The organism is Gemmobacter fulvus (assembly GCF_018798885.1).
In the GTDB taxonomy this organism is placed as follows: Bacteria; Pseudomonadota; Alphaproteobacteria; order Rhodobacterales; family Rhodobacteraceae; genus Gemmobacter; species Gemmobacter fulvus.
Genome location: NZ_CP076362.1, coordinates 145,486 through 168,789 on the forward strand (window position 1 = coordinate 145,486; position 23,304 = coordinate 168,789).

The window sequence follows — 23,304 nt, forward strand, 5'->3', positions numbered from 1 at the left end:
GTGACGGGTGGTGCCACACGCTCCTCGGTGCCACCCGTTTCCCTTTTTCTTCTGAGCCTGTGAGACCCCGATGCCCCGTATAGACCCGCTGCCGCGCCAGGACCTTGCCGAATACGAACCGATCTTTCAGGGCATGGTCAATTCCATCGGCTATGTGCCGAATTCATTCCTCACCATGGCCCGCGATCCCGGTCTGTTGAACGCCGTGGGGGCGATGTCGGATGCGATCTGGTATCCTGACACGGTGGACGAGCCGCTGCGCCGGTTGGTCACTTTTGCCTACAGCCATTACGCCGGGTCGTATTATTCGTCGGCGCATTGCGCCTGCGGCGCCGAAGAGCTGGGACTGGCGCGGGAAAAGATCATGGCGATCTTCGAATATGAAACCGCGCCGGTCTATACCGAGGCAGAGCGCGCCGTGCTGCGCCTGTGCCGCCATGCCGCGCGCATTCCGGGCGAAGTGACCGATGCCGATGTCGAGGCGGTGAAGGCCCATTACGGTGTGCAGGTGGCCACCTTCATTGCGGGCATGATCTGCTACATGGCCTTCCTGAACAAATGGAACGAAATCGCCGGAACGCGGCTGGAAGATGTGCCCTATGAATGGGCCTCGGCCAATCTGCGCGGGCTTGGCTGGACCTTGACCCAGTGAAGAACGGGGGGCAGGGATCACGCTGATGTCACGCTTCGCACCTTTGGCACCGGCCGATCTGCCGGAGTTTGCGGCGGCGCTGGCCGCCATCCGCGCCGATCACGGCTATATCCCCAATTCGTTCCTGACCCTTGGCCATCACCCGGCTTTCCTGCGCGCGACCGACGCGCTGGCCGGGGCGCTGTGGTATGATGACCGTCTGCCCCAGCCGATCCGCCGCCTGACCGGCTTTGCGTTTTCATGGTTCAGTGGGGCCATGTATTCCGCCGCGCATCTGGCGCATGGGGCGGAAGAACTGGGCCTGTCGCCCGCGAAGCTGCAGGCGGTGGACGATTGGGAAACCGCGCCGGTCTATAGCCCGGCAGAGCGGGCGGTGCTGCGCCTGTGCCGCAACGCCGCCCGGATGCCGGGCGAGGTGGGCGACGCGGATATGGCGGCGCTGCGCGCGCATTTTCCCGCGCCGCAGATCCTGCTGATCGTTGGCCTGATCTGCTGGCACGCCTTTCTGAACCGCTGGAACGACATGGCCGCCACCACTCTGGAAGCGGCCCCGCGCCAGACTGCCGAAACCCTGCTTGTCCCGATGGGGTGGACGCTTCACCCCCACGCCTGATCCCGCCTTCGTGCCCGATGGAGCCTGACCCGATGACCGACACCCCGCTGCTTGAGGCCAAAGGCATTTCGAAACGCTTCGGCGCGGTTCAGGCGTTGAAACGCATGGATTTCACGCTGCGTGCCGGTGAAGTGCATGTGCTGTTCGGAGAAAACGGCGCGGGCAAATCCACGCTCATCAACGTGATCTGCGGCGCGCTGCGCCCCGATGAGGGGGTGATCCTGCGTGACGGACAGCCGGTGGCGTTCCGCGATGTGCAACACGCCCGCAGCCATGGTGTTGCGGCCATGTTTCAGGAATTCAGCCTCGCGCCGCAATTGACGGTCGAAGAGAATGTGTTTCTGGGTGCTGAACCCCGATGTGGCATCCTGTTGAAAACCGGCGACAGGCGGGCGCGGGTCCGCGCCGCATTGGACCGCTTCGGGTTTGACATCCCGACCACGGCCACTGTGGCGCATCTGTCGCGCGCCGAACAGCAGATGGTCGAAATGACCAAGGCCCTGCTGACCGATCCGCGGGTTCTGATCCTGGATGAACCCACGGCATCGCTGTCGCAGAAGGAAACTGAGGCGATGTATGGCCTGATCCGGGCGCTGAAGGCGGCGGGGGTTGGCATCATCTACATCACCCATCGCATGAAAGAGATCGAGGCGATCGGCGACCGGGTTACCGTGATGCGCGATGGCGGTTTCATCGCCACGGTCGATGTGGCGGGCACATCGCAGACAGCACTGGTCGAGCTGATGACCGGCCGCAGCTTCGAGCAGTTTTATCCCGACATCGCCCATCGTCCGGGCCAGACCCTGTTGCAGATTGCCGGTCTTACCGCCGCCAACGGCGCCATCCGCGAGGCCAGTCTGGAGCTGCGCGCGGGCGAGATTGTCGGCATTGCCGGGCTGGTCGGCTGCGGCAAATCCGAAATCCTGCGCGCCTGTTTCGGGCTGCACCCCTTTGCGGCGGGTCAGATCACCGTGAAGGGGCAGGCGGTCGCCAGCCCGACGCCGCGCGGGATGCTGGATCTGGGGGTGGCCTATATCACCTCTGACCGCCGCAGCGAGGGGCTGATGCTGATGCGCCCCACACGGGAAAACCTGACCCTGTCGGCGCTTGGCCAAAAGGTGCTGTCCTGGTGGGGCTGGCTCAAGACCCGGCAGGAAAGCGGTTTTGCCGAAGGTCTGGGCACGCGGCTGCGGGTGCATCCGCTGGATCTGGACAAGCTGGTGGTCAAATACTCTGGCGGCAACCAGCAAAAGATCATGATCGCCAAGGCGATGGCGCGCGATACGGCGGTGTTCCTGTTTGATGAACCGACCGTGGGCATTGATGTGTCTGCGCGGGTCGAAGTCTACGCCTTTCTGAAGGCGCTGGTCGAGGCCGGCGGGGCGGTGCTGATGGTCAGCTCTGACCTGCCCGAAGTGCTGAACCTCAGCCATCGCCTGCTGGTCGTCAGCAATGGCCGCATCGTCGACGAGATGGCGCGGGATGACATCTCGGAAGCGCGTGTGCTGCACGGCTTTTTCGGCACCTCCGCCGCCTGACCCCCTCTTCTCCGATCCGAAAGGACATCCGATGACAACAGCCCCGCTCGCCACCGTCAGACCCGGCACCTTGCTGAAGACGGCCTTCATCCATCTGGGAATCCTGCCGTTCCTGCTGGTGGGTGTGGTCATTTTCTTTGCGCTGAATGAGAGCCGTTTCCTGTCGTCGCTGAACATCTTCAACGTGGCCCGGCAATCGACCTTCCTGATCATCATCGCCATGGGGCAGGCGGTCGTGTTGCTGACGGCGGGGCTTGACCTGTCGGTGGGGGCAGTTGTCGGCTTTGCCGGGGTGGTGACGGCGCTGATCCTGAAATCCATGGGCCTCGCCTTCCCCGAGGCAACGGCGCTTGTCTTTGCCACGGCTATTGCCGGGGGGATCGCGGCGGGGTTGGTGGTTGGCCTGATCAACGGCATTGGCGTGGCCTTGCTGAATGTGCCGCCCTTCATGATGACGCTTGGCACGATGACAAGTCTGGTCGGCGTGGCGCTGAGCATGACCAAGGGCCTGCCAGTGACGCAGATCCCCGACGATTTCATGCGCTTTCTGGGCTATGGTCGGGTGTTGGGCATGGCGCCTGCGGTCTTTGTCACGCTGATCCTGTTTGCCGCGATGTGGCTGTTGCTGAACCGCACGACGGTGGGCCGCTATTTCTACGCGGTGGGATCAAACATCCGCGCTGCACAGCTGTCGGGGATCAATACCAGACGGCAATTGATGCTGGCCTATCTGCTGTCCAGCCTGATGGCGGCGATTGTCGGGGTGTTGTTTCTGGCCCGCACCGGCTCTGCCGAGGCGTTGAACGGCCAACCCTACGGCCTGCAATCGGTCGCCGCCTGTGTGATTGCCGGTGTGTCGCTGTTCGGGGGCAATGGCAAGGTGCGTGATGTGCTGCTGGGGGCCTTGTTCATCGTGATCCTGACCAATGGCATGAACCTGATCCGGGTCGAAAGTTATGTGCAGCAGATCGTGCTGGGGGCCATTCTGATCCTCGCGCTGATTGCCGACCAGATCCGCACCCGTCTGATTGCAGGCTGACCGATGACCGCCGCAAACAAAGCCGTTGTCGCCGATTTCATCGCCACCGTGTTCAATGGTCATCGTGTGGACGAAGGGATCGACCGGTGTCTTGGCCCCTATTACATCCAGCACAACCCCGAGGTGGCGGATGGAAAAGAGGCCTTTCGCGCGCATTTTCTTGCGTTTTTTGCCGCGCATCCACAGTCTGTCTTTACCGTGAAGCGCATGTTCAGCGAAGGGGATTTCGTGACCGTCCATGCCCATTGGCAAGACACGCCAGAAGATGGCGGCGCGGCGGTGATGGACATTTTCCGGCTGGAACAGGGCCGTATCGTGGAACACTGGGACTGTGTTCAGCCGGTCCCGCCCAGGCTGGCCCACACCAATACCATGTTCTGAAACGGAGATTGCGATGACATCCCCCGAGATCCTCAACCTGATTGGCCGCCTCTGCGTGGCAGGCTATTTCCTGTGGTCGGTGCCTTTCAACCTGGGTGCGCGCGGGCATCATCTGGCCGAATTCCGGCGCATCGGGGTGCCGGGGGGGCCAGTTCTGTTCGCGGGAGGAATTGCGCTCAGCCTGGTGGGCAGCGTGTTGCTGCTCTATACGCCGACGGCGATGATCGGGGCGCTGATGCTGATCCTGTTCACCCTGACCGCGGACGCGCTGTTCCATCGGTTCTGGACCTATGCCGACCCGCATGAGGCGGTGATCCACAAGTTTTTCCTGATCGAGCATATCGCGCTCTGCGGTGGTATCCTCGGGCTGGCGGCGGCAACGCTGTGAGCGCGCTGTCACCGCAAACGCAGGCGCAGCTGCGGGCCGTGAGCATTTCCACCCTGTCGACCGTGCTGTTCAAACGGGGCTTTCGCAACCGCGTGATGCAGGGGGTCGGCCCTTTGTCCCCTTCGGCGGTGCGTATGGTCGGCCCCGCCTTCACGCTGCGGTTCATTCCCGCGCGCGAGGATCTGGACACGATGGAGGATTACGCGCTGCCAACCCATGTGCAGCGCCGCGCCATCGAGGAATGCCCGGCAGAGCATGTGCTGGTGATCGACGCGCGCGGCGACAGGGGGGCGGCCTCGGCAGGCGATATCATGATCGCGCGGCTGAAGGCGCGCGGCTGCGCCGGGGCGGTGACGGATGGCGGCTTTCGTGACACCGCCGATATCGCGGCCCTTGGGTTTCCGGCATTTCACAGCGGACCGGCCACGCCCTCCAGCCCGATCCGGCACCATCCGGCTGATCTGAACCTGCCGATCGGCTGTGGCGGGGTTGCGGTCTATCCCGGTGACATCGTGGTGTCAGACAGCGACGGTGTGATTGTCATCCCCCGCCATCTGGCCGATGAGGTCGCCGCCGAGGCGATGGCGATGACGGAATACGAGACTTTCGCGGCAGAGCAGGTGGCGCAGGGGCGTTCGATCTTCGGGTTGTTCCCGTCGACAGAAGAAAGCCGCGCCGAATTCGCATTGTGGAAAGACGGCCCGGCTGTGTAGCGGGATGGCGCCTGCGCGCCATCCGGTCTGTCAATGCGGCGAGGCCGAGATGATCCGCTGGCGCAGGCTGTCGACATGCGCCCGCATCGCAGTGGCGGCGGCCTGACCGTCGCGGATGCGGATCGCCTCAAGGATTGCGCCGTGTTCGCTGCCGGTCATGTTGAAATCATGGAAATGCCAGGTGGGCAGAAACCAGATGCGCGACATGCGGTCATGGATGGCACTCTGGAAATCGCCCACCAGATGATTGCCTGAAAACTGACCGATCTTGTTGTGAAACAGCCTGTCCCATTCCATCAGGGTCTTTTTGTCCAACGTCTCGTGACCGGAATCAAACCGGGCGCAAATCGCTGCCAGCTCGGCAAATTCCGCCTCGGTCCGGCGTTCGGCACAGAGCTGGGCACAGAAGGGTTCCACCAGCGCGCGCGCTTCCAGGGCCAGATGGATCTCGGAAAGAGAATCCGACCGAACCAGAATCCCCTTGCGGGCGATGATCTCGACCAGACCTTCCTGTTGCAGGCGGTGCAGGGCCTGATTCACCGGCGTGCGGCCAAGGCCAAGATCTTCGGCCACCTGGCTTTCCTGCAAGAACTGGCCCGGCACATATTGCGCCGAGATCAGCAATTCCTTCAGCATGTCATATGCCGTTTCGGAAAGGGTTTTGGAGGCGGCCGAAAGCGGCCTGCCTGAACGCTGCGCGAGGGTGGGTTTCTGCGACTCGGTCATTTTATCCTGCAACCTTATACTTTGCTCTGAAACACGCCTGATACTTTGATAATATATCAGAGCAAAGCCAAAGCGCATAAAAAAATCGCGCTCTGCGAACGGATTTTCCTGCGACCTTCCGTCACGGATCACACCTGCTGTGTCAACAGAAGGGCGATCAGGGCAAATACCGCCGCCGTGGCCCAGCCGGCCAGCGCAAAGTTGCGCCAGCTGACCCCGGCGACGGCAGCCATGGGCACCACAGCACCGGGCGCGGGTATCCGCAGGGTGGCGGGGGCAGGTGTCGCGGAAACCTCGCCGCCGGTGACTACTTCGGAAAAGCGCTGAAAGAACTGGCCCGCCAGCGCATTGGCCACGCCCTTGATCATCCGTGAACCCAGTTGCGCGATCTTGCCGCCCAGGGCTGCCTCGACGGTATAGGACAGTTTCGTGCCCCCCTCGACCGTTTCCAGCCGGATCAGCGCCGAGCCTTTGGCGAAACCGGCCACACCGCCCGATCCCTGCCCGGTGATGCGATACGACTGCGGCGCGTCAATCTCCGACAGGGTGACATGGCCGGTAAAACTGGCGCTGACCGGGCCGATCTTCTGGACCACACGCGCCGTCATCTCGGTCGGGCTGACCCTATCCAGCGCTTCACAGCCCGGAATGCAGGCGCGCAGGATGGCGGGGTCGTTCAGCCCGGCCCAGACGGTCTGGATCGGGGCGGCAATGACGGTTTCACCGGAAAGTTCCATTCCACGCTCCTTCAGCGGCGGCCCTTGCCGATATGGGCGATGCCTTCGATTTCGACATAGATCGTCGGCCCGGCAAGGTTTGACACCTCCACCAGCGAGCAGGCCGGAAAATCACCGCTGAAAAACTCGGCGCGGGCTTTCCACACGCCCTGACGGTGCTGCATCCGGGTGACATAAATGGTCAGTTTGGTGAAATCCGACATCTGCCCGCCCGCAGCCTCGATCAGGGCCTTGTGTTTGCCGAGGATGATCTTTGTCTGCTCATATTCATCCGCCCCATCAATGGTAATCAGATCGGCATTGCGCGAGGTGAGGCCCGACAGATAGGCGATTCCATCCACCACAAGGCAGTTGGACCACATGCCGGCAATGGGTTCGGCAACAAGTGGGCTGGTGTAACGGGTAATGGTCATCGGATGTCCTTTCGGGAGGGTCAGGCCAGCGCACGGATCACGGCGCGGCGGATGACATGGGGCAGGATCTGCGCACGGTAGGTTTTGGCGGCGTGCAAATCTTCGTTGAGCTCTTCGGGATCAAAGCGCAGGGTCCGTGCGATGTCCGGTGTGAAATCGGCCGAAAGTGTGGCTTCGGCGGCGCTGTCGCGGAACACGCAAGGACCGGCCCCGTTGATCGCAACGCGGGTAATTGCACCGAACCGCGCGACAAAGGCACCGCAGGTCACATAGCCCGATGCCGGGTTCGGCACCTTGAAATAGCCCGCCGCATCCGGCCTGCGAAAGCTGATGGCGGTCAGGATTTCATCCCGTTGCAGCGCGGTGGAAAACATGCCGGTAAAGAACGCGTCCGCCGCGATCTGGCGGCGGTCGGTGTGGATGGTGGCACCCAGGGCCAGCACCGCCGCCGGATAATCCGCTGCGGGATCATTATTGGCCACCGATCCGCCCAGCGTGCCCATATTGCGCACCAGCGGGTCGGCAATGCCGCCTGCCAGCGCCGACAAGGCCGGGATCCGCGCCAGAATGTCAGCCGAGGCCGCCACTTCGGCATGGCGGGTCATCGCGGCGATGGTGATCGTGGTGTCCTGCACGGTGATGCCGCACAGCGCGGTGATTGCCTGAAGGTCGATCAGCGTGGAATGGGCGGTCAGGCGGTGTTTCATCGCCGGCAGCAAGGTTTGCCCCCCGGCCAGCAGGCGGGGTTCGACATCGGTGCGCAGGATCTCCAGCGCCTCGGACAAGGTGGTGGGGCGCTGATAGTCAAACGGATACATCGTCCCCCCCCTGCATCCTCGCCTGCCCGTCCAGCAGGGCGGCCACGATGTTGTTGTATCCGGTGCAGCGGCAGATATTGCCTTCCAGCTGGCGCCGCGCCTCGGCCTCGGTCAGGGGGGCGTGGTCGCGGGCCACCGCGATGCAGGTCATGATCATGCCGGGGGTGCAATAGCCGCATTGCAGCGCGTGATGGTCGATGAAGGCCTGTTGCATCGGATGCAATGTTGCACCGGCCATGCCTTCGATGGTCTGCACCACATGCCCCTGCGCCTGCATCGCCAGCACGGTGCAGGCTTTCACCACCTGCCCGTCCAGATGGACCGCACAGCAGCCGCATTGCGTGGTATCGCAGCCGACATGCGGGCCGGTCAGGCGCAATTCCTCACGCAGGAATTCGACCAGCAGCATCTGCGGCGGGATGGTGCGGCTGACCTCGCGGCCATTCACGGTCAGGGTGAGGGGGGCATTGCGGGTCATGTCACAGGTTCCGCGTCTGCCAGCGCCACGCATCGACATGCACGGTCGCAAACAGGCCCGCCAGCACGAAAGGGTCACGCGCGGCAATGGCCTCGGCTGCGGCCAGACTGTCGGCCTCCAGCACATACATGCCGCCAAGCTTCTCTGCGCCATCCGGGCCGAGCAGCGGGCCGCCGATTATGGCGGCGCTGCCCAGCGATTGCATGAAGGCGATATGTGCGGGCCGTGTGGCATCGCGCAGAGCCGCAAGCCCCGGCGCATCGCGCGTATAGACAACAAAATGCCCCATGGTTCAGCCCTTCTGCTGGCCGTCAAGAAAGCCGCCGATGGTGTCATCGGTGTGGAACGAGGGCTTTTCGTAATAATGCGGGCCGTCATAAATCTCGACCAGACGGCATTTGGTCACCGCCACGGTCGGGCCATGCGGATGATCCTTGGGGTTCATGTAAAAGGCCCCCGGTTTCAGCACGATGTCGCTGTCGGTATAGGCATATTCGCCTTCCAGACAGTACATGAACTGGTTCGACGCATGTGAATGCTTGATCGGGATCCCGCCGCCCACATCATATTCCAGCAGGGCGATGCTTGCCCCAGTGGCCGGGTTTTTCCACAGGAAATACTGCCGGAAGCCGTATTCGGGAAAGTTGAGCCAGTTTTCGGCCTTCAGGTCTTTGTCGTGGATCAGAACTTCCAGAGTGTCGGGGGTCATGGGGTTTCCTCCTCTTGTCGTGGCGCCGGGGTCAGGGCGCGCAGGATCTGCGCGGGGGTGACCGGCATGGTCAGGGTGCCTGCGGCCTGTGGCCCCAGCGCGTGTTCAATGGCTTGCACGATGGCGGGCGGGGCGGCGATCGTACCGACCTCGGCCCCGCCCTTGACGCCAAGCGGGTTGGTTCTTGTGGGCGTGAGGTGCAGCGCCGAGACGATCGGCGGCATGTGATGCGCGCGTGGCATCGCATATTCGGTGAAGGCCGCTGTCAGAAGCTGGCCTTCCGCATCATAGACCACCTGTTCCATCAGCGCGGCCCCGATGCCCTGCGCCGCCGATCCGTGCAGCTGGCCCTCCAGCAGCATGGGATTGGCGACCACCCCCACATCATCGGCCGCTGCATAGCGGGCCAGATGCACCGTGCCCAGATCCGGGTCGATCTCGACCTCGACGATATGGCAGCCATTGGGGTAATTCTGCGGGGTGGCGGTATAGGTTCCGACCGCCTCAAGTCCCACGCCCAGATGGGCGGGAAAGCCCATGGTGCGGTAACTGGCCTTGGCAACCTCGGTCAGCGACAGCGCCGTGTTGCTGCCGGTGGCGGTGAACATGCCGTCGGCAAAGCTGAGCGTTTCGGGCGCAACCTCCATCAGCCAGGCGGCAATCGGGGTGGCTTTGGCCAGAATGGCGTCACAGGCCTGACGCAGCGCCGATCCGCCCACCGTCAGCGACCGTGAGGCGTAGGTGCCGCCGCCATAGGGCACCTGATCGGTGTCGCCTTCGACAAAACCGATCTGATCATAGGGCAGGCCCAGCCAGCCATGCACCATCTGGGTATAGACGGTATGGTGGCCTTGCCCGTGGCTGAACGTGCCTGCGATGATGGTGGCATGTCCGGTCGGATCGAACTGCACCGCCATGCGTTCATTGCTGATCGCCGACACTTCGACAAAAAAGCTGAGCCCGCGCCCGCGCAGCCTGCCTTGCGCCGCCGAGGCGGCCCGGCGGGCGGCAAAGCCGTCCCAATCCGCCAGCTTCAGCGCCGTGTCCAGCACACCGGCGAAATCACCGCAGTCATAGGTATCCAGCAGCGCCGTCTTGTAGGGCATGTCTGTGGCGGCAATCAGGTTGCGGCGGCGGATCTCCACCGGATCAAGCCCGATCTGCGCCGCCGCCTTGTCCAGCATCCGCTCCAGAAAATATGTGGCTTCCGGCCGGCCTGCGCCGCGGTAACTGGTGGTGGTGCGGGTGTTGGAAAAGACGCCCTGCACCCGCACATGCGCGGCGGGCATGGCGTAAGGCCCGGCCAGCATCCGCGCCGACAGGAACGGCGACACGCCGGTCGCCGGGCCAAGCCGACAGCCCAGATTGTGCTGCGTCAGGGCCTCCAGCGCCAGAATGTGCCCTTCGGCATCAAAGGCCATCCGCCCGCTGCCGATCTGATCGCGGCCCTGAAAATCGCTCAGGAACGCTTCAGAGCGCGAGGCCACCCATTTCACCGGCCGCCCGGTATGCCGGGCCGCCCACAGCACCAGCACATCCTCAGGGTAAAGCCGGCCCTTCAGCCCGAAGCCGCCACCAACATCCTGCGCCGAGACGCGCACCTGATGGGCGGGCACCTGCAACACGTTTTCGGCCAGCAAGCGCCGCACCGAATGCGGATTCTGGGTGGATGTGATCAGATGCCAGCGCTGGTCACGCGCATCATGGATGCCGATGGAGCCGCGCGGCTCCAATGCGGCATGGGCAATGCGGTGCTGCCGGGTTGTCAGGCTGACGACATGGGCCGCCCCGGCAAAGGCGTCTGCCACCTTGGCCGCATCGCCGATGGTGGCGTCAAAGCACAGGTTGCCTGGCGCGTCGGGATACAGCTGCGGCGCGCCTTCGGCCAGGGCCGCCTCCAGCGTGGCCACCAGCGGCAAGGGCTCATAGGCGCAGTCGACCAGCTCTGCCGCGCTTTGGGCCTGCCTGCGGGTTTCGGCGATGACAAGCACCACCGGATCGCCGATGACCCGCACCCGGTCCATCGGCAGGGCGGGAAACGGGGTGCGGATCCACTGGCCCCGGGTGATCGCGGGCACCATGCTTTCGCAAGGCAGATCGCCCCAGCCAAGTGCGGCGAAATCGGCCCCGGTCAGCACCGCCACCACGCCATCCGCCGCAGCCGCCACCGTGGTATCGACCGACAGGATGCGCGCATGGCCGTGATCGCTGCGCACCAGCGCCATGTGCAACATGCCCGGCAGCACCACATCATCGACGTAGCGCCCGGCGCCGGTCACCAGCCGTGCGTCCTCGCGCCGGGTAACTGGCTGTCCGAAGATACCTGTGTCGGGGGCATGTGTCATCACAGCTCACATTCTCTGGTGCGGGCGGGCAGGGGGGCGGTCCTCAGGCGCCGGGGGCGCCTTGGGCAGGGCGTCAATCGAAGAAGGTATCGGGCGGGGCCATGCCCCATTGCGTCGTTTCATGCGCGCCACCGACAAACCGCACCGGGACATAGGCGTCATTGATGACATCGGTGTCGGTATAATGTTCGATCCGGTTGCCGAACGGGTCCAGCCAGTAATCATAGATCAGGCTGCCAAGATAATGGCGGCCCACACCGGCATCCAGCGTCCAGCCCTTCGCGACCAGATGATCGTGGCCTGCGGCGACGGCATCCAGATCCAGCACCTCGTAAGACGAATGGTGGCAGCCGAAGTGCTTGGATTTGTTGATCAGGATACAGTGGTGTTCGACAAATTCCGCCCCACGGTCAAAGCGCAGGAAAGTGCCCACGGTGATCGGCTCCGGCTCTGCCGGGGCGCAGATGTAATCGGCGGGGCAAAGCGCGAAATGATCGGTGAACCAGGTGATCTCGGACAGCGCATCCGGCACCCACAGCACGAAATGCCCGATCCGCAACACCGGCGTTGCTTCGGGCCGCTGCCGCACCGCCGAATTGTGGCGCAGGTGTTCCGACGCAAAGTTCATGCGATACGAGCGCCGCACAGGCATTTCCGGCACGGTGGCCACGCCATGCTCGATCCAGATCGTGTGTTTGTTGGGGGTGGTCAGCGTGACACGAAACCCGCCACCGGGATCGGTGATCGCGGTGACAGGGGACGCGCCGGGGATGCGGGCCGCCTTGTCCAGCTCTGCCCGTGTTGCCACGGTGAAGGCACCCCCCAGAAAGCGATTGTCAGGCCCCAGCCGCGCCACATGCACATGGTGGTTGGCCCCCGAGCCGCGCATGTAAAGCGCATCGGCGGTGCGGGCAGAGCGGGTCATGCCGAAATCAATCAGAAACCGTTCCATCAGATCAAGGTCGGTCACCTGATAGGCGGTATAACCGACGTCGAGCAGGTTCACTTTATCCATCATGCCCTCACAGATACTGGCCGGAAACGCGGCTGCCGCCGGGGGCGGCCCCTTCGCCGTGGCGCAATGCCCACAGCACCTTGTCCGCCGCCATCGGCAGCGAATGGATGCGCACGCCAATGGCGTCATAAATCGCATTGGCGATGGCCGGGGCGGGGTTCACCAGCCCCGCCTCACCGCAGCCCTTGGCCCCGAATGGCCCGGCCTCCAGCGGATCCTCGACCAGCAGATGCGCCATGTCCGGCACATCCATCGTGGTGGGCAGGCGATAGGTCAGCAGACTGTCGGACAGCACGCGCCCGGTATCGGGATCAATCACGAAATCCTCGGTCAGCGCAAAGCCGATGCCCTGCACAAGGCTGCCCTCCATCTGTGCCTCGACCAGCAGCGGGTTGATCGCCCGGCCGATGTCATGCGCCGAGACATAGTTCAGCACCGTGACCAGCCCGGTTTCGGTATCCACCTCCACCTCGGCAAAGGCCGCCTGATGATTGGGGTGGTGCGAGGTGGACAGATAGGAGCCAGAGGCATTGAGCTGGCTGCCCCCCGATCCGAAATCATAGATCGCGGCATAGGCCACCTGCGCCACGTCAAACGCCACGCCGGGGGCGGCATCGCTGGTGATGCGTCCGGCCCGCACCTCGATCTGGTCGGGCGTCACCCGCACCTGATGCTCTGCAAACAGCGCGACCGCGCGGTCGCGGATCTGCTCCTTGATCTTCACCCCCGCTGCCGCCACGGCGTTGCCGATCACCAGCATCGACCGGCTGGCATGGGAGCCGATGTCGAACATCGTCACATCGGTATCGCCGGTCGACACGCGGATCTGTTCATAGCGCAGACCGCTGGATTCCGCCGCCACCTGCGCCAGCGCGCCGATGATGCCTTGCCCCATCTCGCAGGGGCTGACGATCAGATTGAGCGCGCCATCCGACAGCACCTTCATCACGCAGCTGGAATGTTCCAGCAGAAACCCCCCTGCGCCCGAGGCATGGGTCAGCACCGACATGCCGATCCCGCGTTTGTAGCGGCCCGGCTTGGCCACGCCCCAGCCTTGCCATTTGTCCTTGTAGCCGATTTTTTCGGCGGCCAGATGGATACATTCCTCCAGTTTGGTATGTTCCAGCGGCACGGGCACAAAACAGCTGGGATCGCCGGGCACCTTCAGGTTTTTCAGGCGGAACTCCATCGGGTCCATGCCGATCTTTTCGGCCAGACGATCCAGCGCCTGCTGAAAGACAAAGGCCCCTTCGGGATTGCCATAGCCGCGGAAACCGCTGGTCGTGGGGGTATTGGTATAGGCCACGGTCAGATGGCCGCGGATATTGTCACATTTCAGAACACCCAGCGTTTTCTGCATGTTGACAGTGGCGGTGGTGGCGGAATGGGACAGATAGGCGCCGCTGTCGGCCACGATGATCTGTTCGATCGCCAGCAGCTTGCCGTCCTTGTTGGCGGCGACGCGGATGGTCTGATGCTGATCGGTGCGCGATGAGTAGCCCGAGAAATCCTCTTCGCGGGTGGTGGTCACCCGCACCGGACGCTTGCAGGCCCGTGCCAGCAGCACGGCCACCGGCTCCACGCCCAGGGCAAGGCGCGCGCCGAACCCGCCGCCGATGGTGGGCGACAGCCAGCGGATGTCACCATCCGACAGATCGGGGAACACACGTTTCGTCAGGTGCTTTTTCGCCAGATGCGGCCCCTGCGACGGTGAAATGATGACCAGCCGCCCATCGGATTCGTGATAGGCGATGGCGATGTCTGTCTCCAGATGCAGGTGCTTCTGGCGCGAGTTCACGCCGGTAAACTCGACCACGGCCTCGGCCTCGGCAAAGGCGCGGTCCACGTCGCCGCTGTTGAACGGATGGTCCATCTCGAAGGCGATATTGCCCGCAACATCGTCATGCACAGAGGGTGCGCCGGGTTCCAGCGCCTTGTGCGGATCAAGGATCATCGGCAGCAGCTCGTACTCCACCTCGATCAGCTCCAGCGCCGCTTCGGCGGTGTAGATGTCTTCGGCGGCGACAGCGGCGATCCAGTCCCCGACATAGCGGGCCTTGTCCGTCAGGATATACTGATCCTGACGTTCGCCGGTGAAGGCAAATTCCGGCAGGGCCTCGGCCATGGTCGACCGGGAAAAGCGGCTGTCGGGGCAATCCTTGTGTGTCAGCACGCACAGCACCCCGGGCAGGGCGGCGGCCTTGCTGGTATCAATGCGCAGGATGCGGGCATGGGCATGCGGGCTGGCGAGGATCCGGCCCTCGACCATGCTGGGCACGGTCATGTCATCGGTATATTTGGCCTCGCCCGTCACCTTGCCGTAAATGTCGGGCTTGGTCAGGCGTTTGCCGACATAAGCGAATTCGGTCATGCTGCCACCTCACGCGCGGCGTTGATCTTTTGGGCGGCATCCATCACCGCATCGAGGATTTTCACATAGCCGGTGCAGCGGCAGATATTGCCCGACAGCGCCCGCTTCACATCCTCGCGCGAGGGGCGGGGATTGGCATCCAGCAGCGCCTTGGCGGTCATCAGCATCCCGGCGGTGCAATAGCCGCATTGGGCGGCGCAATGGTCGATGAAGGCCTGTTGCAGCGGATGCAGCGTGCCATCGGCACTGCGCAATCCTTCGACGGTTTCCAGCGCGCGGTCCTGGGCGGTGACGGCCAGGGTCAGGCAGGAGCAGATCGGCTGATCGTCGGCCAGCACCGTGCAGGCCCCGCAATTCCCCGAGGCACAGGCCCGTTTTGTGCCGGTCAGCCCGATATGATCGCGGATCACATCGACCAGCAGCATATGGGGTTCGATGATCGCGTCGCAGTGCTTGCCGTTTACGCGGAAGGTTCCGATTTGTTTCATGGTGCGGTCCTTCAATAAGCCAGATGAGCGTCTTCGGCGGGGTCATGGCGGGATCTGGCGCGGCTTGCGGCCTGTTGCAGCACGTCGCGCGCCAGAATGCGGATCCACTCCGACCGGATTTCCTCGACCCAGGGGGCATCGGTCATCGGGGCCACGGCGGCCATCGCCTGTGCCGCCGCCGCGTCGAACACCGCTTCATCCGCCAGTTGCCCGACAAGGGCGGCCTCGGCCGCCGGAATACGGATCGGATGCGCCCCGATGCAGCCGAGCGCCAGTGTCGCATCAAGGATGCGCTCGCGGGCCGGGTCCAGCGCGATATAGGCGGCGGCATTGATCTTGTGCAGATCGCCCTCGCGGCGGCGGGCCTTGTAGATCTTCTTGAAGGCCGATCCGGCATCGGGGCCGGGCGGCGGCAGGAACATGGATGCGACCATTTCCCCCGGCTGCACGGCGGTCTGCCGGTCTGCGCCATAGAAGGCCTCGATGGGAACGATGCGGGTGGCCGTGCCATCGGTGATGCGCAGCTCTGCCCGATGTGCAAAGAGCGCGGTCGGCAGATCGTAATAGTTCACCGCCGCGCAGACATTGCCGATCAGCGTGCCCATATTGAGGATATGCGGCGGGTGCAGCTGTTCGATTGCCTCATGCAGCGCCGCCCACCGCTTGCCCACCCAGATATGGCTGGCCAGCCGGTTGATGCGCACTTGCGCGCCCACTTCGACCCCTATCTTGGGATGGGCGGTGAACGTGTCCAGCCCCGGCAATTTCATGATGCTGACAAGGTTCTGATACCGCACCGCACCACGCCGCATCGCCAGAACCAGTTCACATCCCCCGGCAAACAGCCGCGCGCCCGGGGCCTGTGCCAGTGCAAGCGCCTCTGTCATGCTGGTTGGTTCGTGAAAGTCGAAAGGCTGGATCACCCGTCCCAATTCAATACCCCTCTGAGTTGCTGCACGCCTTGGTGCTGCGATGGGCAGCCTAGCACGCTTAACTGAAATTCTACAGATGTTCGGTTGATATTTCAAGCGTTGACTTTGCTGATGGGCAGAGTATCGGTGAGGCAGGCTCACCAAGGAGGCGGCAGGATGAAGCTATTGCGATATGGCCCGGCTGGGGCAGAACGGCCCGGTCTGCTGGATGCGGACGGCATCCTGCGCGACCTGAGCGGGGTTGTGCCCGACATTGGCGGCGATACGCTGTCCGACGCCGGGCTGGCCCGCCTGCGGGAGCTTGACCCCGCGCAACTGCCTGCCGTGCCCGGTCAGCCGCGCATCGGCCCCTGTGTGGCGGGTGTGGGCAAGTTCATCTGCATCGGCCTGAACTACGCCGATCATGCCGCCGAAACCGGCAAATCCGTGCCGCCAGAGCCGGTGATCTTTCTGAAGGCCACCTCGGCCATCTGCGGCCCGAACGATCCGATGGAAATTCCGCAAGGCGCCGTGAAGGCGGATTGGGAGGTGGAGTTGGGCATCGTCATCGGCGCGCGGGCAAAAAACATCCCGCAGGCGCAGGCGCTGGATCATGTGGCGGGCTATTGCACCATCAATGACGGATCAGAGCGCGCCTTCCAGTCTGACATGCAGGGCCAGTGGACCAAGGGCAAAAGCCATGACAGTTTCGGCCCGATCGGGCCGTGGCTGGTGACGCGAGACGCGGTGCCCGATCCGCAATCACTCGATCTGTGGTGCGAGGTGGACGGCATCCGCCATCAGGCGGGCAATACCCGCACCATGGTCTATGGCGTGGCCTATCTTGTGGCCTATCTCAGCCGGTTCATGACGCTGCATCCCGGCGACATCATTGCCACCGGCACACCGCCCGGTGTCGGGCTGGGCCTGAAGCCGCCGGTCTTCCTGCGGGCAGGCCAGCGGATACGGCTTGAGGTGCAGGGTCTTGGGATGCAAGATCACCTGACCGTCGATGTTCAACCCTGAAATGCGGATCGGAGACCCCTGACATGGCCGCCTATTTCATTGCCCATGGCACCGTGAAGGATGCCGCGAAAATGCTGGAATATGTTGATCGGTCCGGCCCCTGCGTTGCGGCCTTCGGCGGGGAATTCCTGACCGTGGGCGAGGTGAAATCCGTGCTGACCGGACGGCACGATCACAAGCGCACCGCAATTTTCAAGTTCCCCGACGTGGCTGCCGCCGAAGGCTGGTACAATTCCGACGCCTATCGCGCGCTGTGGCCGCTGCGCAATGCGGCGGGGGACTTCGATTTCATCGTGATGGAAGAATTCTGACGCCCGGCGGGCGCAGCACTCCAGATCCCTGACCTGATCTCTGCCAAGGCGCTCACCTGTTGAGGGCATTGGCCGGGCTTTGGCTTGCCCGCATAACCCGCTTTTTCCCCCCTTTTGGAAAGGACACACCATGTCTTTGCTTCCCGGCCAGACCGAGGCCATTGCCGCAGTGGATGCCCTGCGCGCGCGCATCGGCACGGCGGATGCCGATACGCTTGCGCTGCTGCTGACCGAGGCGCGCACCCATTCCGCCTTTACGGATCAACCCGTCAGCGATGCGCTGTTGCATCAGGCGGTGGCCATGGCGGCGATGGGCCCGACCTCGATGAACTGTCAGCCGCTGCGGATCCGCTTCGTGCGCAGCGCCGCAGACAAGGCGCGACTGGTGCCGCTGCTGGCGCCGGGCAATCAGGCCAAGACAGCGGCCGCGCCGGTGACGGCCATCGTGGCCTATGACGCCGCATTTTATGAACAGATGCCCAAGGTCTTTCCGATCAATGCCGGGGCGCGCGATATGTTTGCGGGCAATCCGGCGCTGGCGCAGAGCACCGCCTTTCGCAACGGATCGCTGCAAGCTGCCTATTTCCTGATCGCGTTGCGCGCCGCCGGGCTGGATTGCGGCCCGATGTCGGGGTTTGACCCGGCGGGTGTCGATGCCGCTTTCTTTGCGGGCAGCACCGTTCGGACAAACTTCCTGATCAACATCGGGTATGGCGATACGGCGGGCGTGTTTCCGCGTTTGCCGCGCCTGTCGGTGGCCGAGATGGTGCTGGAAGGCTGAGGTCAGCGGATCTGGGCGGTCTGATCGGAAAAGCGCAGCGTGACGGTCAGGCCGCCTTCATTCATCATCCAGGGCCGAAGGGTATAACGCCGCACGCCCCGTGCGTGCATCGGATCGGCATCTCGCACAGCGCGCGGGCCTGCTCTGCCCCGTCGGCCCGCAGGATGAACATGCCCTCGCCGGTGTGGTGCAGGCCATCCTCGGTCCAGAACGGTCCGGCGGCCAGCAGCGCGCCTGCACGCTCCAGCCGCACCTGATGCGCCAGATGGTCAGGCGTGACCGCATCCAGCAGATGTTCCTGGCCGGGCACCGGCGTGGTGAACACCACAAAAAGCTGCATCTGCAACATGCCGGCACATTCCTGTTCGATCATCGCGCGGGTGGGTTTGTAGGGCATGATCAGCCTTTCAGCTTGCGCGCGCGGTGCTGCATGCCGGTGAAAACCAGCAGCAGGGACGCCGAGAACAGGATCAGCAGGGTCGCCACGGCCATGACCGTCGGATCAAGGTTTTCGCGTGTCCCGCTCAGCAGCTCACGGGGCAGGGTGCGTTGTTCCGGCCCGGTCAGCAGGATGGCCACGACCACTTCGTCAAACGAGGTGGTGAACGCGAAAATCGCACCGGATACCACGCCGGGCAGGATGAGCGGAAAGGTGACGGCCCGGAAGGTGGTGACCGGGTTCGCCCCGAGGCTGGATGCCGCGCGGGCCAGGACCGGGTCCAGCTGCGCGACGGATGCGGTGACGGTGATCACCACAAACGGCACCGCCAGCGCCACATGCGCGAGGATCAGGCCGAGCAGGCTGTTCACCAGCCCGATGGCCGAAAACGCGAAATAGATGCCCACGGCGGTGATGATGGTGGGCACGATCATCGGTGACATCAGCGCCGCCACCAGCACGGATTTGCCACGAAAGCTGACCATCGACAGGCCAAGCGCGGCAAAGGTGCCAAGCGGCGTTGCAATCAGCACCGTGGCAGCGCCCACGATCAGGCTGTTGCGGATCGCTGCCCACCAGCGCCCGTCGGAAAACAGCTTGGCATACCATTGCAGCGAAAACCCCTCCAGCGGGTAGGTGAGGATGCTGGAGGTGTTGAACGACAGCGGAATGATGGCAAGGATCGGCGCGATCAGGAACAGCAGCACCAAGGCGCCGCAGATCTTGGTGGCAAGCCGCCAGAGTTTTGGGGTGTCGATCATCTCAGCCAAGCCCGATCCGGTCCACGCCGACCAAGCGGACATAGACGCCATACAGAAGGAAGGTGGCGGCCAGCAGAATGGCGCCCAGCGATGCGGCAAGCCCCCAGTTCACCGTCTGCGTGGTGTTGAAGGCGATGTAATAGGGCAGCAGCTGGTCGCCCGCGCCGCCCAGCAAAAGCGGGGTGATATAGTACCCCAGCGCCAGAATGAACACCAACAACCCGCCCGCCGAAATGCCCGGCACGATCTGCGGCAGGTAGACGCTGAAAAAGCTGCGCAGGGCACCGGCCCCCAGCGAACTGGCGGCCAGTGTCTGATTGCGCGGCACATTGCGCATCGCCGCCAGAACAGGCAGCACCGCATAGGGCAGCAGGATATGGGTCAGCGCGATCAGCACGCCGGTGCGGTTGAACACCAGCTCCAGCGGCTCGGCGATCAACCCGGTTTTCAGCAGGGCGCTGTTGACCAGCCCGTTCTTCTGCAAGATCACCATCCAGGCAGCAGAGCGCACCAGCAGCGATGTCCACAGCGGCAGCAGCAGCACGATCATCAGCAGCGATGACAGCGTAAGGCCCGCCGTCTGCAACAGATAGGCGCAGGGCAGCGCCAGCAGCAGGGCAATCACCGTGACAGTAAAGGCGATGGACAGCGTGCGCAGCAGGACATCCACATAGAGACGGCTTTCGGCGGGGGCGCGGGCAATCTCGCCTGCCGCATCGCGCCGCAGATCCAGCGCCACCAGCAGAAAGAAATCGCTGGCCGGGCCGCGCGCCCGGTGGATCGCGGTCCAGATGGCGGGCTGGCCCCAGGCCGGGTCCAGCGCGGGCAGATCGGTGGTCCAATCCCGGTCTTCGGGAAAGGCCCCCGACAGCGCGCGGGCGGTGTTGCTGATGACCGCGCGGAATTCCGGCCTGTCATAGGACAGGCGGCGGGCCGGAACGCCGGCGGTTCTGGTCTGGCGCGCGGCGTGCAGATCACGGGCCAGGGCTTCGAACACCGGGGCATCCGGCAGGCCGCGGCCATCCCATGTCCCGATGCGGTCGGTGGTCAGCGGCATCACCGAGGCCAGTTCGGTATCGCGGACTGACAGGCCCAGCATCCCGCCGATCGGCACGAAAAACACGGCCAGCAGGAAGGCGGCAAGCGGCAGGATCAGCAGCGCCGCGCCAGCCTTTCGAACGGAATCAGAGCGGAGGGAAGGGGCCATGGCGGCGTCAGTCTTTCTGATGGCAAGGGGTGCGGCACCGGCACGGCAGCCGGGGCCGCAATCAGATCAGTTACCCGACCAGGTGGCGAAACGCGTGTTCAACGCGTCGATATTGGCGATCCAGAAGCCGGTATCCAGCGGCAGCGCCACCGAGACATTGGCCTCGGCCGTGGGCAGGCTTGCGGCCAGCGCCGGGTCGAGCATCGCTTGCGCCTCGGTCACACCCACGCCACCGCCCAGCTGTTCCGGCCATTTCACCTGCACCTCGGGGCGGCTCATGAACTCCAAGAGCTTGTAGGCCGCTTCCAGATTTGGCGAGCCTTTCATCACCACCCAGCTGTCGACCAGAAACATCGAGCCATCATAGATCAGCTTGAAATTCGTGCCGTCGCTGGTGTTCGAATTGCCGACGCGGGTGTGATACGTGGTGGTCATTGCCACTTCGCCAGACCCCAGCAGCTGCATCGGCTGATTGCCCGAGGTCCACCACACGATATCGCCCTTGATTTCGTCCAGCTTGGCAAAGGCGCGATCCACACCTTCAGGGGTGGACAGAACGCTGTAGACATCGGCAGGCGCGACGCCATCGGCCATCAGCGCGAATTCCAGGTTCATCTTCGGGCCATTGCGCAGGGCGCGTTTGCCCGGAAACTTCGTGGTGTCCCAGAAATCGGCCCAGCCCTTCGGCCCTTCGGGCATCTTGTCGGCATCATAGGCGATGACAAGGCTGTAGATATTCGCCGGGATGCCGCAATCGGTGGCGGTGCCCGGCAGATATTTTTCATAACCGCCCAGCTTGGCGGGATCCAGCACTTCGAACAGGCCCTCTTCGCAGCCGATCTCCAGCTCGTCGCCTTCCACCTCGATCACATCCCAGGTGTTGGCGTCGCCGCCCTGTGCCTTGGAGCGCAGGACGCCGACACCGCCTTCCCAGCTGTCTTCGGCCAGCGCCGTGCCGGTTTCTGCCGCAAACGGCGCAAAGAACACGGTGCGTTGCGCATCCTGAAAGATACCGCCCCAGGATACCACGGTCAGATCCCGCGCGGCGGCAAGGTTTGGCACGGTGGCAAGCGCCGCGACAGCGGCACAGTGCAACAAGCTTCTCATGTCAGTCTCCCTATGATCATCCGGTTCAGGCCGGTTTGCGTTGTTCCGGCGATTTGCTGCCGGTCGTGTGAGGCGTCAGGCACATGCCAGCAGGCGGCAGGCGCTGACGGGCATTTCGATGGTCACGCTGTCGCCCGGTGCAACGGCGGTGGCGTCCTCGGCATTGGCTTTCAGCACCAGCCTGCCAATGCCTGTCGCCTCCAGAACCACGCGGTTCTGATCGCCAAGATAGACGGTATCCACCACCCTTGCGGCGGCCTGCTGCGTGCCGGGCAGGGGCTTTGGCCCGGCAAGGCGGATGCTTTCGGGCCGCAGGTTGAAGGTCACACCGGCCCCGACAGAACAGCCCGTCTGCTGCGGCGCGAACAGGGTGCCGCCGTCGGCAAAGCGGACAACCGCATGGCCGCGCTCATGGCCGACAACCGTGCCGACCAGCCCGTTGTTTTCGCCGATAAAGGAGGCAACAAAAGGGGTTGCCGGGCGTTTGTAAAGCTCTTCCGGGGTGCCGATCTGTTCGATCTTGCCCTTGTTGAACACCACCACCCGGTCCGAAAGCGTCAGCGCCTCTGACTGGTCATGGGTGACAAACACCATCGTGGTGCCCAGCTCGCGGTGCAGGGTCTTCAGCTCTGATTGCAGATGTTCCCGCAGGTTCTTGTCCAGCGCGCCCAGCGGTTCATCCAGCACGATCAGCCGTGGCTTGAAGATCATCGCGCGGGCCAGGGCGACACGTTGCTGCTGCCCCCCCGAAAGCTGCACCGGGCGGCGATGGCCCATCGTCTCCAGATGCACCACGGCCAATGCGGCATCGACGCGGCGGGCCATCTCGGCCCGTGCCATGCCGCGCACCTTCAACGGAAAGGCGAGGTTTTCGCGCACGGTCATATGCGGAAACAGCGCATAGTTCTGGAACACCACGCCGATGTTGCGTTTGTGCGCGGGCAGCTTTTCAATGCGCTTGCCATCCATTTCGATGCTGCCATCCGTCGGGCTTTCAAACCCGGCCAGCATCATCAGCGTGGTGGTTTTTCCCGACCCGGACGGGCCCAGAAAGGTGATGAATTCACCGTTCAGGATATCGAGGTCGATCGTGTCGATGGCGGTGTAGCTGCCATAGACCTTGGACACGCCACGGAGGCGGACAATGGGGGTGGGTGTCATGTCAGGGATCTTTCACACGCAAGCAGGTGGTCAGCAGGAAACAGCAGAGAGGCGTCTGGCATCGGGCAAGAGGCGGCGGCTGTGCCGGGCCTGTGGAGACGCGCGGCGGGTTCGGAGTGGGTCAGGTCAGGCCATCCGGGGCCTGCGGCGGTTTGGTTTTCTGTTCGGTCAATCTG

Annotated in this window: 27 protein-coding genes; 10 read left to right on the plus strand and 17 right to left on the minus strand. The window is 63.8% G+C overall.

Annotated features, from left to right (window positions below):
* The first annotated feature begins 70 nt into the window (after nucleotides 1-70).
* From KM031_RS17065 to KM031_RS17095, 7 genes are read left to right on the plus strand one after another with little or no spacing between them, the layout of a single operon-like run.
* Nucleotides 71-652 carry a carboxymuconolactone decarboxylase family protein gene (locus tag KM031_RS17065; RefSeq protein ID WP_215505302.1) on the plus strand — a complete coding sequence of 194 codons (582 nt, stop codon included), beginning with the start codon at nucleotides 71-73 and terminating at the stop codon, nucleotides 650-652.
* Between the two features lie 25 nt (nucleotides 653-677).
* Nucleotides 678-1,265 (plus strand): carboxymuconolactone decarboxylase family protein, encoded by a 588-nt coding sequence (locus KM031_RS17070; protein ID WP_215505301.1) that lies wholly within the window; start codon nucleotides 678-680, stop codon nucleotides 1,263-1,265.
* Between the two features lie 32 nt (nucleotides 1,266-1,297).
* The gene (locus KM031_RS17075; protein WP_215505300.1) at nucleotides 1,298-2,803 is read left to right on the plus strand and encodes a sugar ABC transporter ATP-binding protein; all 1,506 of its coding nucleotides are present in this window, start codon (nucleotides 1,298-1,300) and stop codon (nucleotides 2,801-2,803) included.
* Between the two features lie 31 nt (nucleotides 2,804-2,834).
* Nucleotides 2,835-3,842 carry an ABC transporter permease gene (locus KM031_RS17080; protein WP_215505299.1) on the plus strand — a complete coding sequence of 336 codons (1,008 nt, stop codon included), beginning with the start codon at nucleotides 2,835-2,837 and terminating at the stop codon, nucleotides 3,840-3,842.
* Nucleotides 3,843-3,845: 3 nt separating this feature from the next.
* Entirely contained in the window at nucleotides 3,846-4,223 is a 378-nt protein-coding gene (locus tag KM031_RS17085; protein WP_215505298.1) for a nuclear transport factor 2 family protein, read from the plus strand.
* Between the two features lie 13 nt (nucleotides 4,224-4,236).
* Complete coding sequence (locus tag KM031_RS17090; RefSeq protein ID WP_215505297.1) at nucleotides 4,237-4,611, plus strand: hypothetical protein; 375 nt, start codon at nucleotides 4,237-4,239, stop codon at nucleotides 4,609-4,611.
* 38 nt (nucleotides 4,612-4,649) lie between these two features.
* Nucleotides 4,650-5,324 (plus strand): ribonuclease activity regulator RraA, encoded by a 675-nt coding sequence (locus KM031_RS17095; RefSeq protein ID WP_260692171.1) that lies wholly within the window; start codon nucleotides 4,650-4,652, stop codon nucleotides 5,322-5,324.
* A 30-nt stretch (nucleotides 5,325-5,354) separates the two neighbouring features.
* Here the strand turns inward: KM031_RS17095 and KM031_RS17100 are convergent, their stop codons facing one another.
* From KM031_RS17100 to KM031_RS17155, 12 genes are all read right to left on the minus strand, one after another.
* Nucleotides 5,355-6,182 carry a GntR family transcriptional regulator gene (locus KM031_RS17100; protein WP_260692172.1) on the minus strand — a complete coding sequence of 276 codons (828 nt, stop codon included), beginning with the start codon at nucleotides 6,180-6,182 and terminating at the stop codon, nucleotides 5,355-5,357.
* Nucleotides 6,179-6,787, minus strand: a complete 609-nt coding sequence (locus KM031_RS17105; protein WP_215505295.1) for an SRPBCC family protein — start codon at nucleotides 6,785-6,787, stop codon at nucleotides 6,179-6,181. Before KM031_RS17105 ends, KM031_RS17100 begins: the two co-directional genes overlap by 4 nt.
* Before the next feature lie 11 nt (nucleotides 6,788-6,798).
* Nucleotides 6,799-7,200, minus strand: a complete 402-nt coding sequence (locus tag KM031_RS17110; RefSeq protein ID WP_215505294.1) for a RidA family protein — start codon at nucleotides 7,198-7,200, stop codon at nucleotides 6,799-6,801.
* Nucleotides 7,201-7,220: 20 nt separating this feature from the next.
* Entirely contained in the window at nucleotides 7,221-8,018 is a 798-nt protein-coding gene (locus tag KM031_RS17115; protein WP_215505293.1) for an FAD binding domain-containing protein, read from the minus strand.
* Entirely contained in the window at nucleotides 8,005-8,496 is a 492-nt protein-coding gene (locus tag KM031_RS17120; RefSeq protein ID WP_215505292.1) for a (2Fe-2S)-binding protein, read from the minus strand. The genes KM031_RS17115 and KM031_RS17120 overlap by 14 nt, the downstream gene beginning before the upstream one ends.
* Before the next feature lies 1 nt (nucleotide 8,497).
* Entirely contained in the window at nucleotides 8,498-8,785 is a 288-nt protein-coding gene (locus KM031_RS17125) for a YciI family protein (protein ID WP_215505291.1), read from the minus strand.
* Between the two features lie 3 nt (nucleotides 8,786-8,788).
* Entirely contained in the window at nucleotides 8,789-9,205 is a 417-nt protein-coding gene (locus tag KM031_RS17130) for a cupin domain-containing protein (RefSeq protein ID WP_215505290.1), read from the minus strand.
* A complete protein-coding gene (locus tag KM031_RS17135) occupies nucleotides 9,202-11,550 on the minus strand; it encodes a xanthine dehydrogenase family protein molybdopterin-binding subunit (protein WP_215505289.1) in 2,349 nt (782 codons plus the stop codon). Before KM031_RS17135 ends, KM031_RS17130 begins: the two co-directional genes overlap by 4 nt.
* A gap of 73 nt (nucleotides 11,551-11,623) precedes the next feature.
* Nucleotides 11,624-12,565: a VOC family protein gene (locus KM031_RS17140; RefSeq protein WP_215505288.1), complete on the minus strand. Its 942-nt coding sequence runs from the start codon at nucleotides 12,563-12,565 to the stop codon at nucleotides 11,624-11,626.
* A gap of 7 nt (nucleotides 12,566-12,572) precedes the next feature.
* Nucleotides 12,573-14,936 (minus strand): xanthine dehydrogenase family protein molybdopterin-binding subunit, encoded by a 2,364-nt coding sequence (locus KM031_RS17145; RefSeq protein ID WP_215505287.1) that lies wholly within the window; start codon nucleotides 14,934-14,936, stop codon nucleotides 12,573-12,575.
* Nucleotides 14,933-15,424, minus strand: coding sequence for a (2Fe-2S)-binding protein (locus KM031_RS17150; protein WP_215505286.1), 492 nt, complete (start codon nucleotides 15,422-15,424; stop codon nucleotides 14,933-14,935). The genes KM031_RS17145 and KM031_RS17150 overlap by 4 nt, the downstream gene beginning before the upstream one ends.
* 11 nt (nucleotides 15,425-15,435) lie before the next feature.
* Nucleotides 15,436-16,311 carry an FAD binding domain-containing protein gene (locus KM031_RS17155; protein ID WP_215505285.1) on the minus strand — a complete coding sequence of 292 codons (876 nt, stop codon included), beginning with the start codon at nucleotides 16,309-16,311 and terminating at the stop codon, nucleotides 15,436-15,438.
* Between the two features lie 201 nt (nucleotides 16,312-16,512).
* Between KM031_RS17155 and KM031_RS17160 the strand changes: the two genes are divergently transcribed.
* The 3 genes from KM031_RS17160 (at nucleotide 16,513) to KM031_RS17170 (ending at nucleotide 18,453) form a co-directional block, all read left to right on the plus strand.
* Nucleotides 16,513-17,361 carry a fumarylacetoacetate hydrolase family protein gene (locus KM031_RS17160; protein WP_215505284.1) on the plus strand — a complete coding sequence of 283 codons (849 nt, stop codon included), beginning with the start codon at nucleotides 16,513-16,515 and terminating at the stop codon, nucleotides 17,359-17,361.
* Between the two features lie 23 nt (nucleotides 17,362-17,384).
* The gene (locus KM031_RS17165; protein WP_215505283.1) at nucleotides 17,385-17,672 is read left to right on the plus strand and encodes a DUF1330 domain-containing protein; all 288 of its coding nucleotides are present in this window, start codon (nucleotides 17,385-17,387) and stop codon (nucleotides 17,670-17,672) included.
* A 130-nt stretch (nucleotides 17,673-17,802) separates the two neighbouring features.
* Nucleotides 17,803-18,453 carry a malonic semialdehyde reductase gene (locus KM031_RS17170; protein WP_215505282.1) on the plus strand — a complete coding sequence of 217 codons (651 nt, stop codon included), beginning with the start codon at nucleotides 17,803-17,805 and terminating at the stop codon, nucleotides 18,451-18,453.
* Between the two features lie 64 nt (nucleotides 18,454-18,517).
* On the opposite strand, the gene KM031_RS17175 is transcribed toward KM031_RS17170, so the two are convergent.
* The 5 genes from KM031_RS17175 to KM031_RS17195 form a co-directional block, all read right to left on the minus strand.
* A complete protein-coding gene (locus KM031_RS17175; RefSeq protein WP_246567072.1) occupies nucleotides 18,518-18,850 on the minus strand; it encodes a YciI family protein in 333 nt (110 codons plus the stop codon).
* 2 nt (nucleotides 18,851-18,852) lie between these two features.
* Entirely contained in the window at nucleotides 18,853-19,653 is an 801-nt protein-coding gene (locus KM031_RS17180; protein WP_215505281.1) for an ABC transporter permease, read from the minus strand.
* Between the two features lies 1 nt (nucleotide 19,654).
* Nucleotides 19,655-20,860 (minus strand): ABC transporter permease, encoded by a 1,206-nt coding sequence (locus KM031_RS17185; RefSeq protein ID WP_215505280.1) that lies wholly within the window; start codon nucleotides 20,858-20,860, stop codon nucleotides 19,655-19,657.
* A 66-nt stretch (nucleotides 20,861-20,926) separates the two neighbouring features.
* Entirely contained in the window at nucleotides 20,927-21,967 is a 1,041-nt protein-coding gene (locus KM031_RS17190) for an ABC transporter substrate-binding protein (protein ID WP_215505279.1), read from the minus strand.
* A gap of 75 nt (nucleotides 21,968-22,042) precedes the next feature.
* The gene (locus tag KM031_RS17195) at nucleotides 22,043-23,128 is read right to left on the minus strand and encodes an ABC transporter ATP-binding protein (RefSeq protein WP_215505278.1); all 1,086 of its coding nucleotides are present in this window, start codon (nucleotides 23,126-23,128) and stop codon (nucleotides 22,043-22,045) included.
* Between the last annotated feature and the right edge of the window lie 176 nt (nucleotides 23,129-23,304).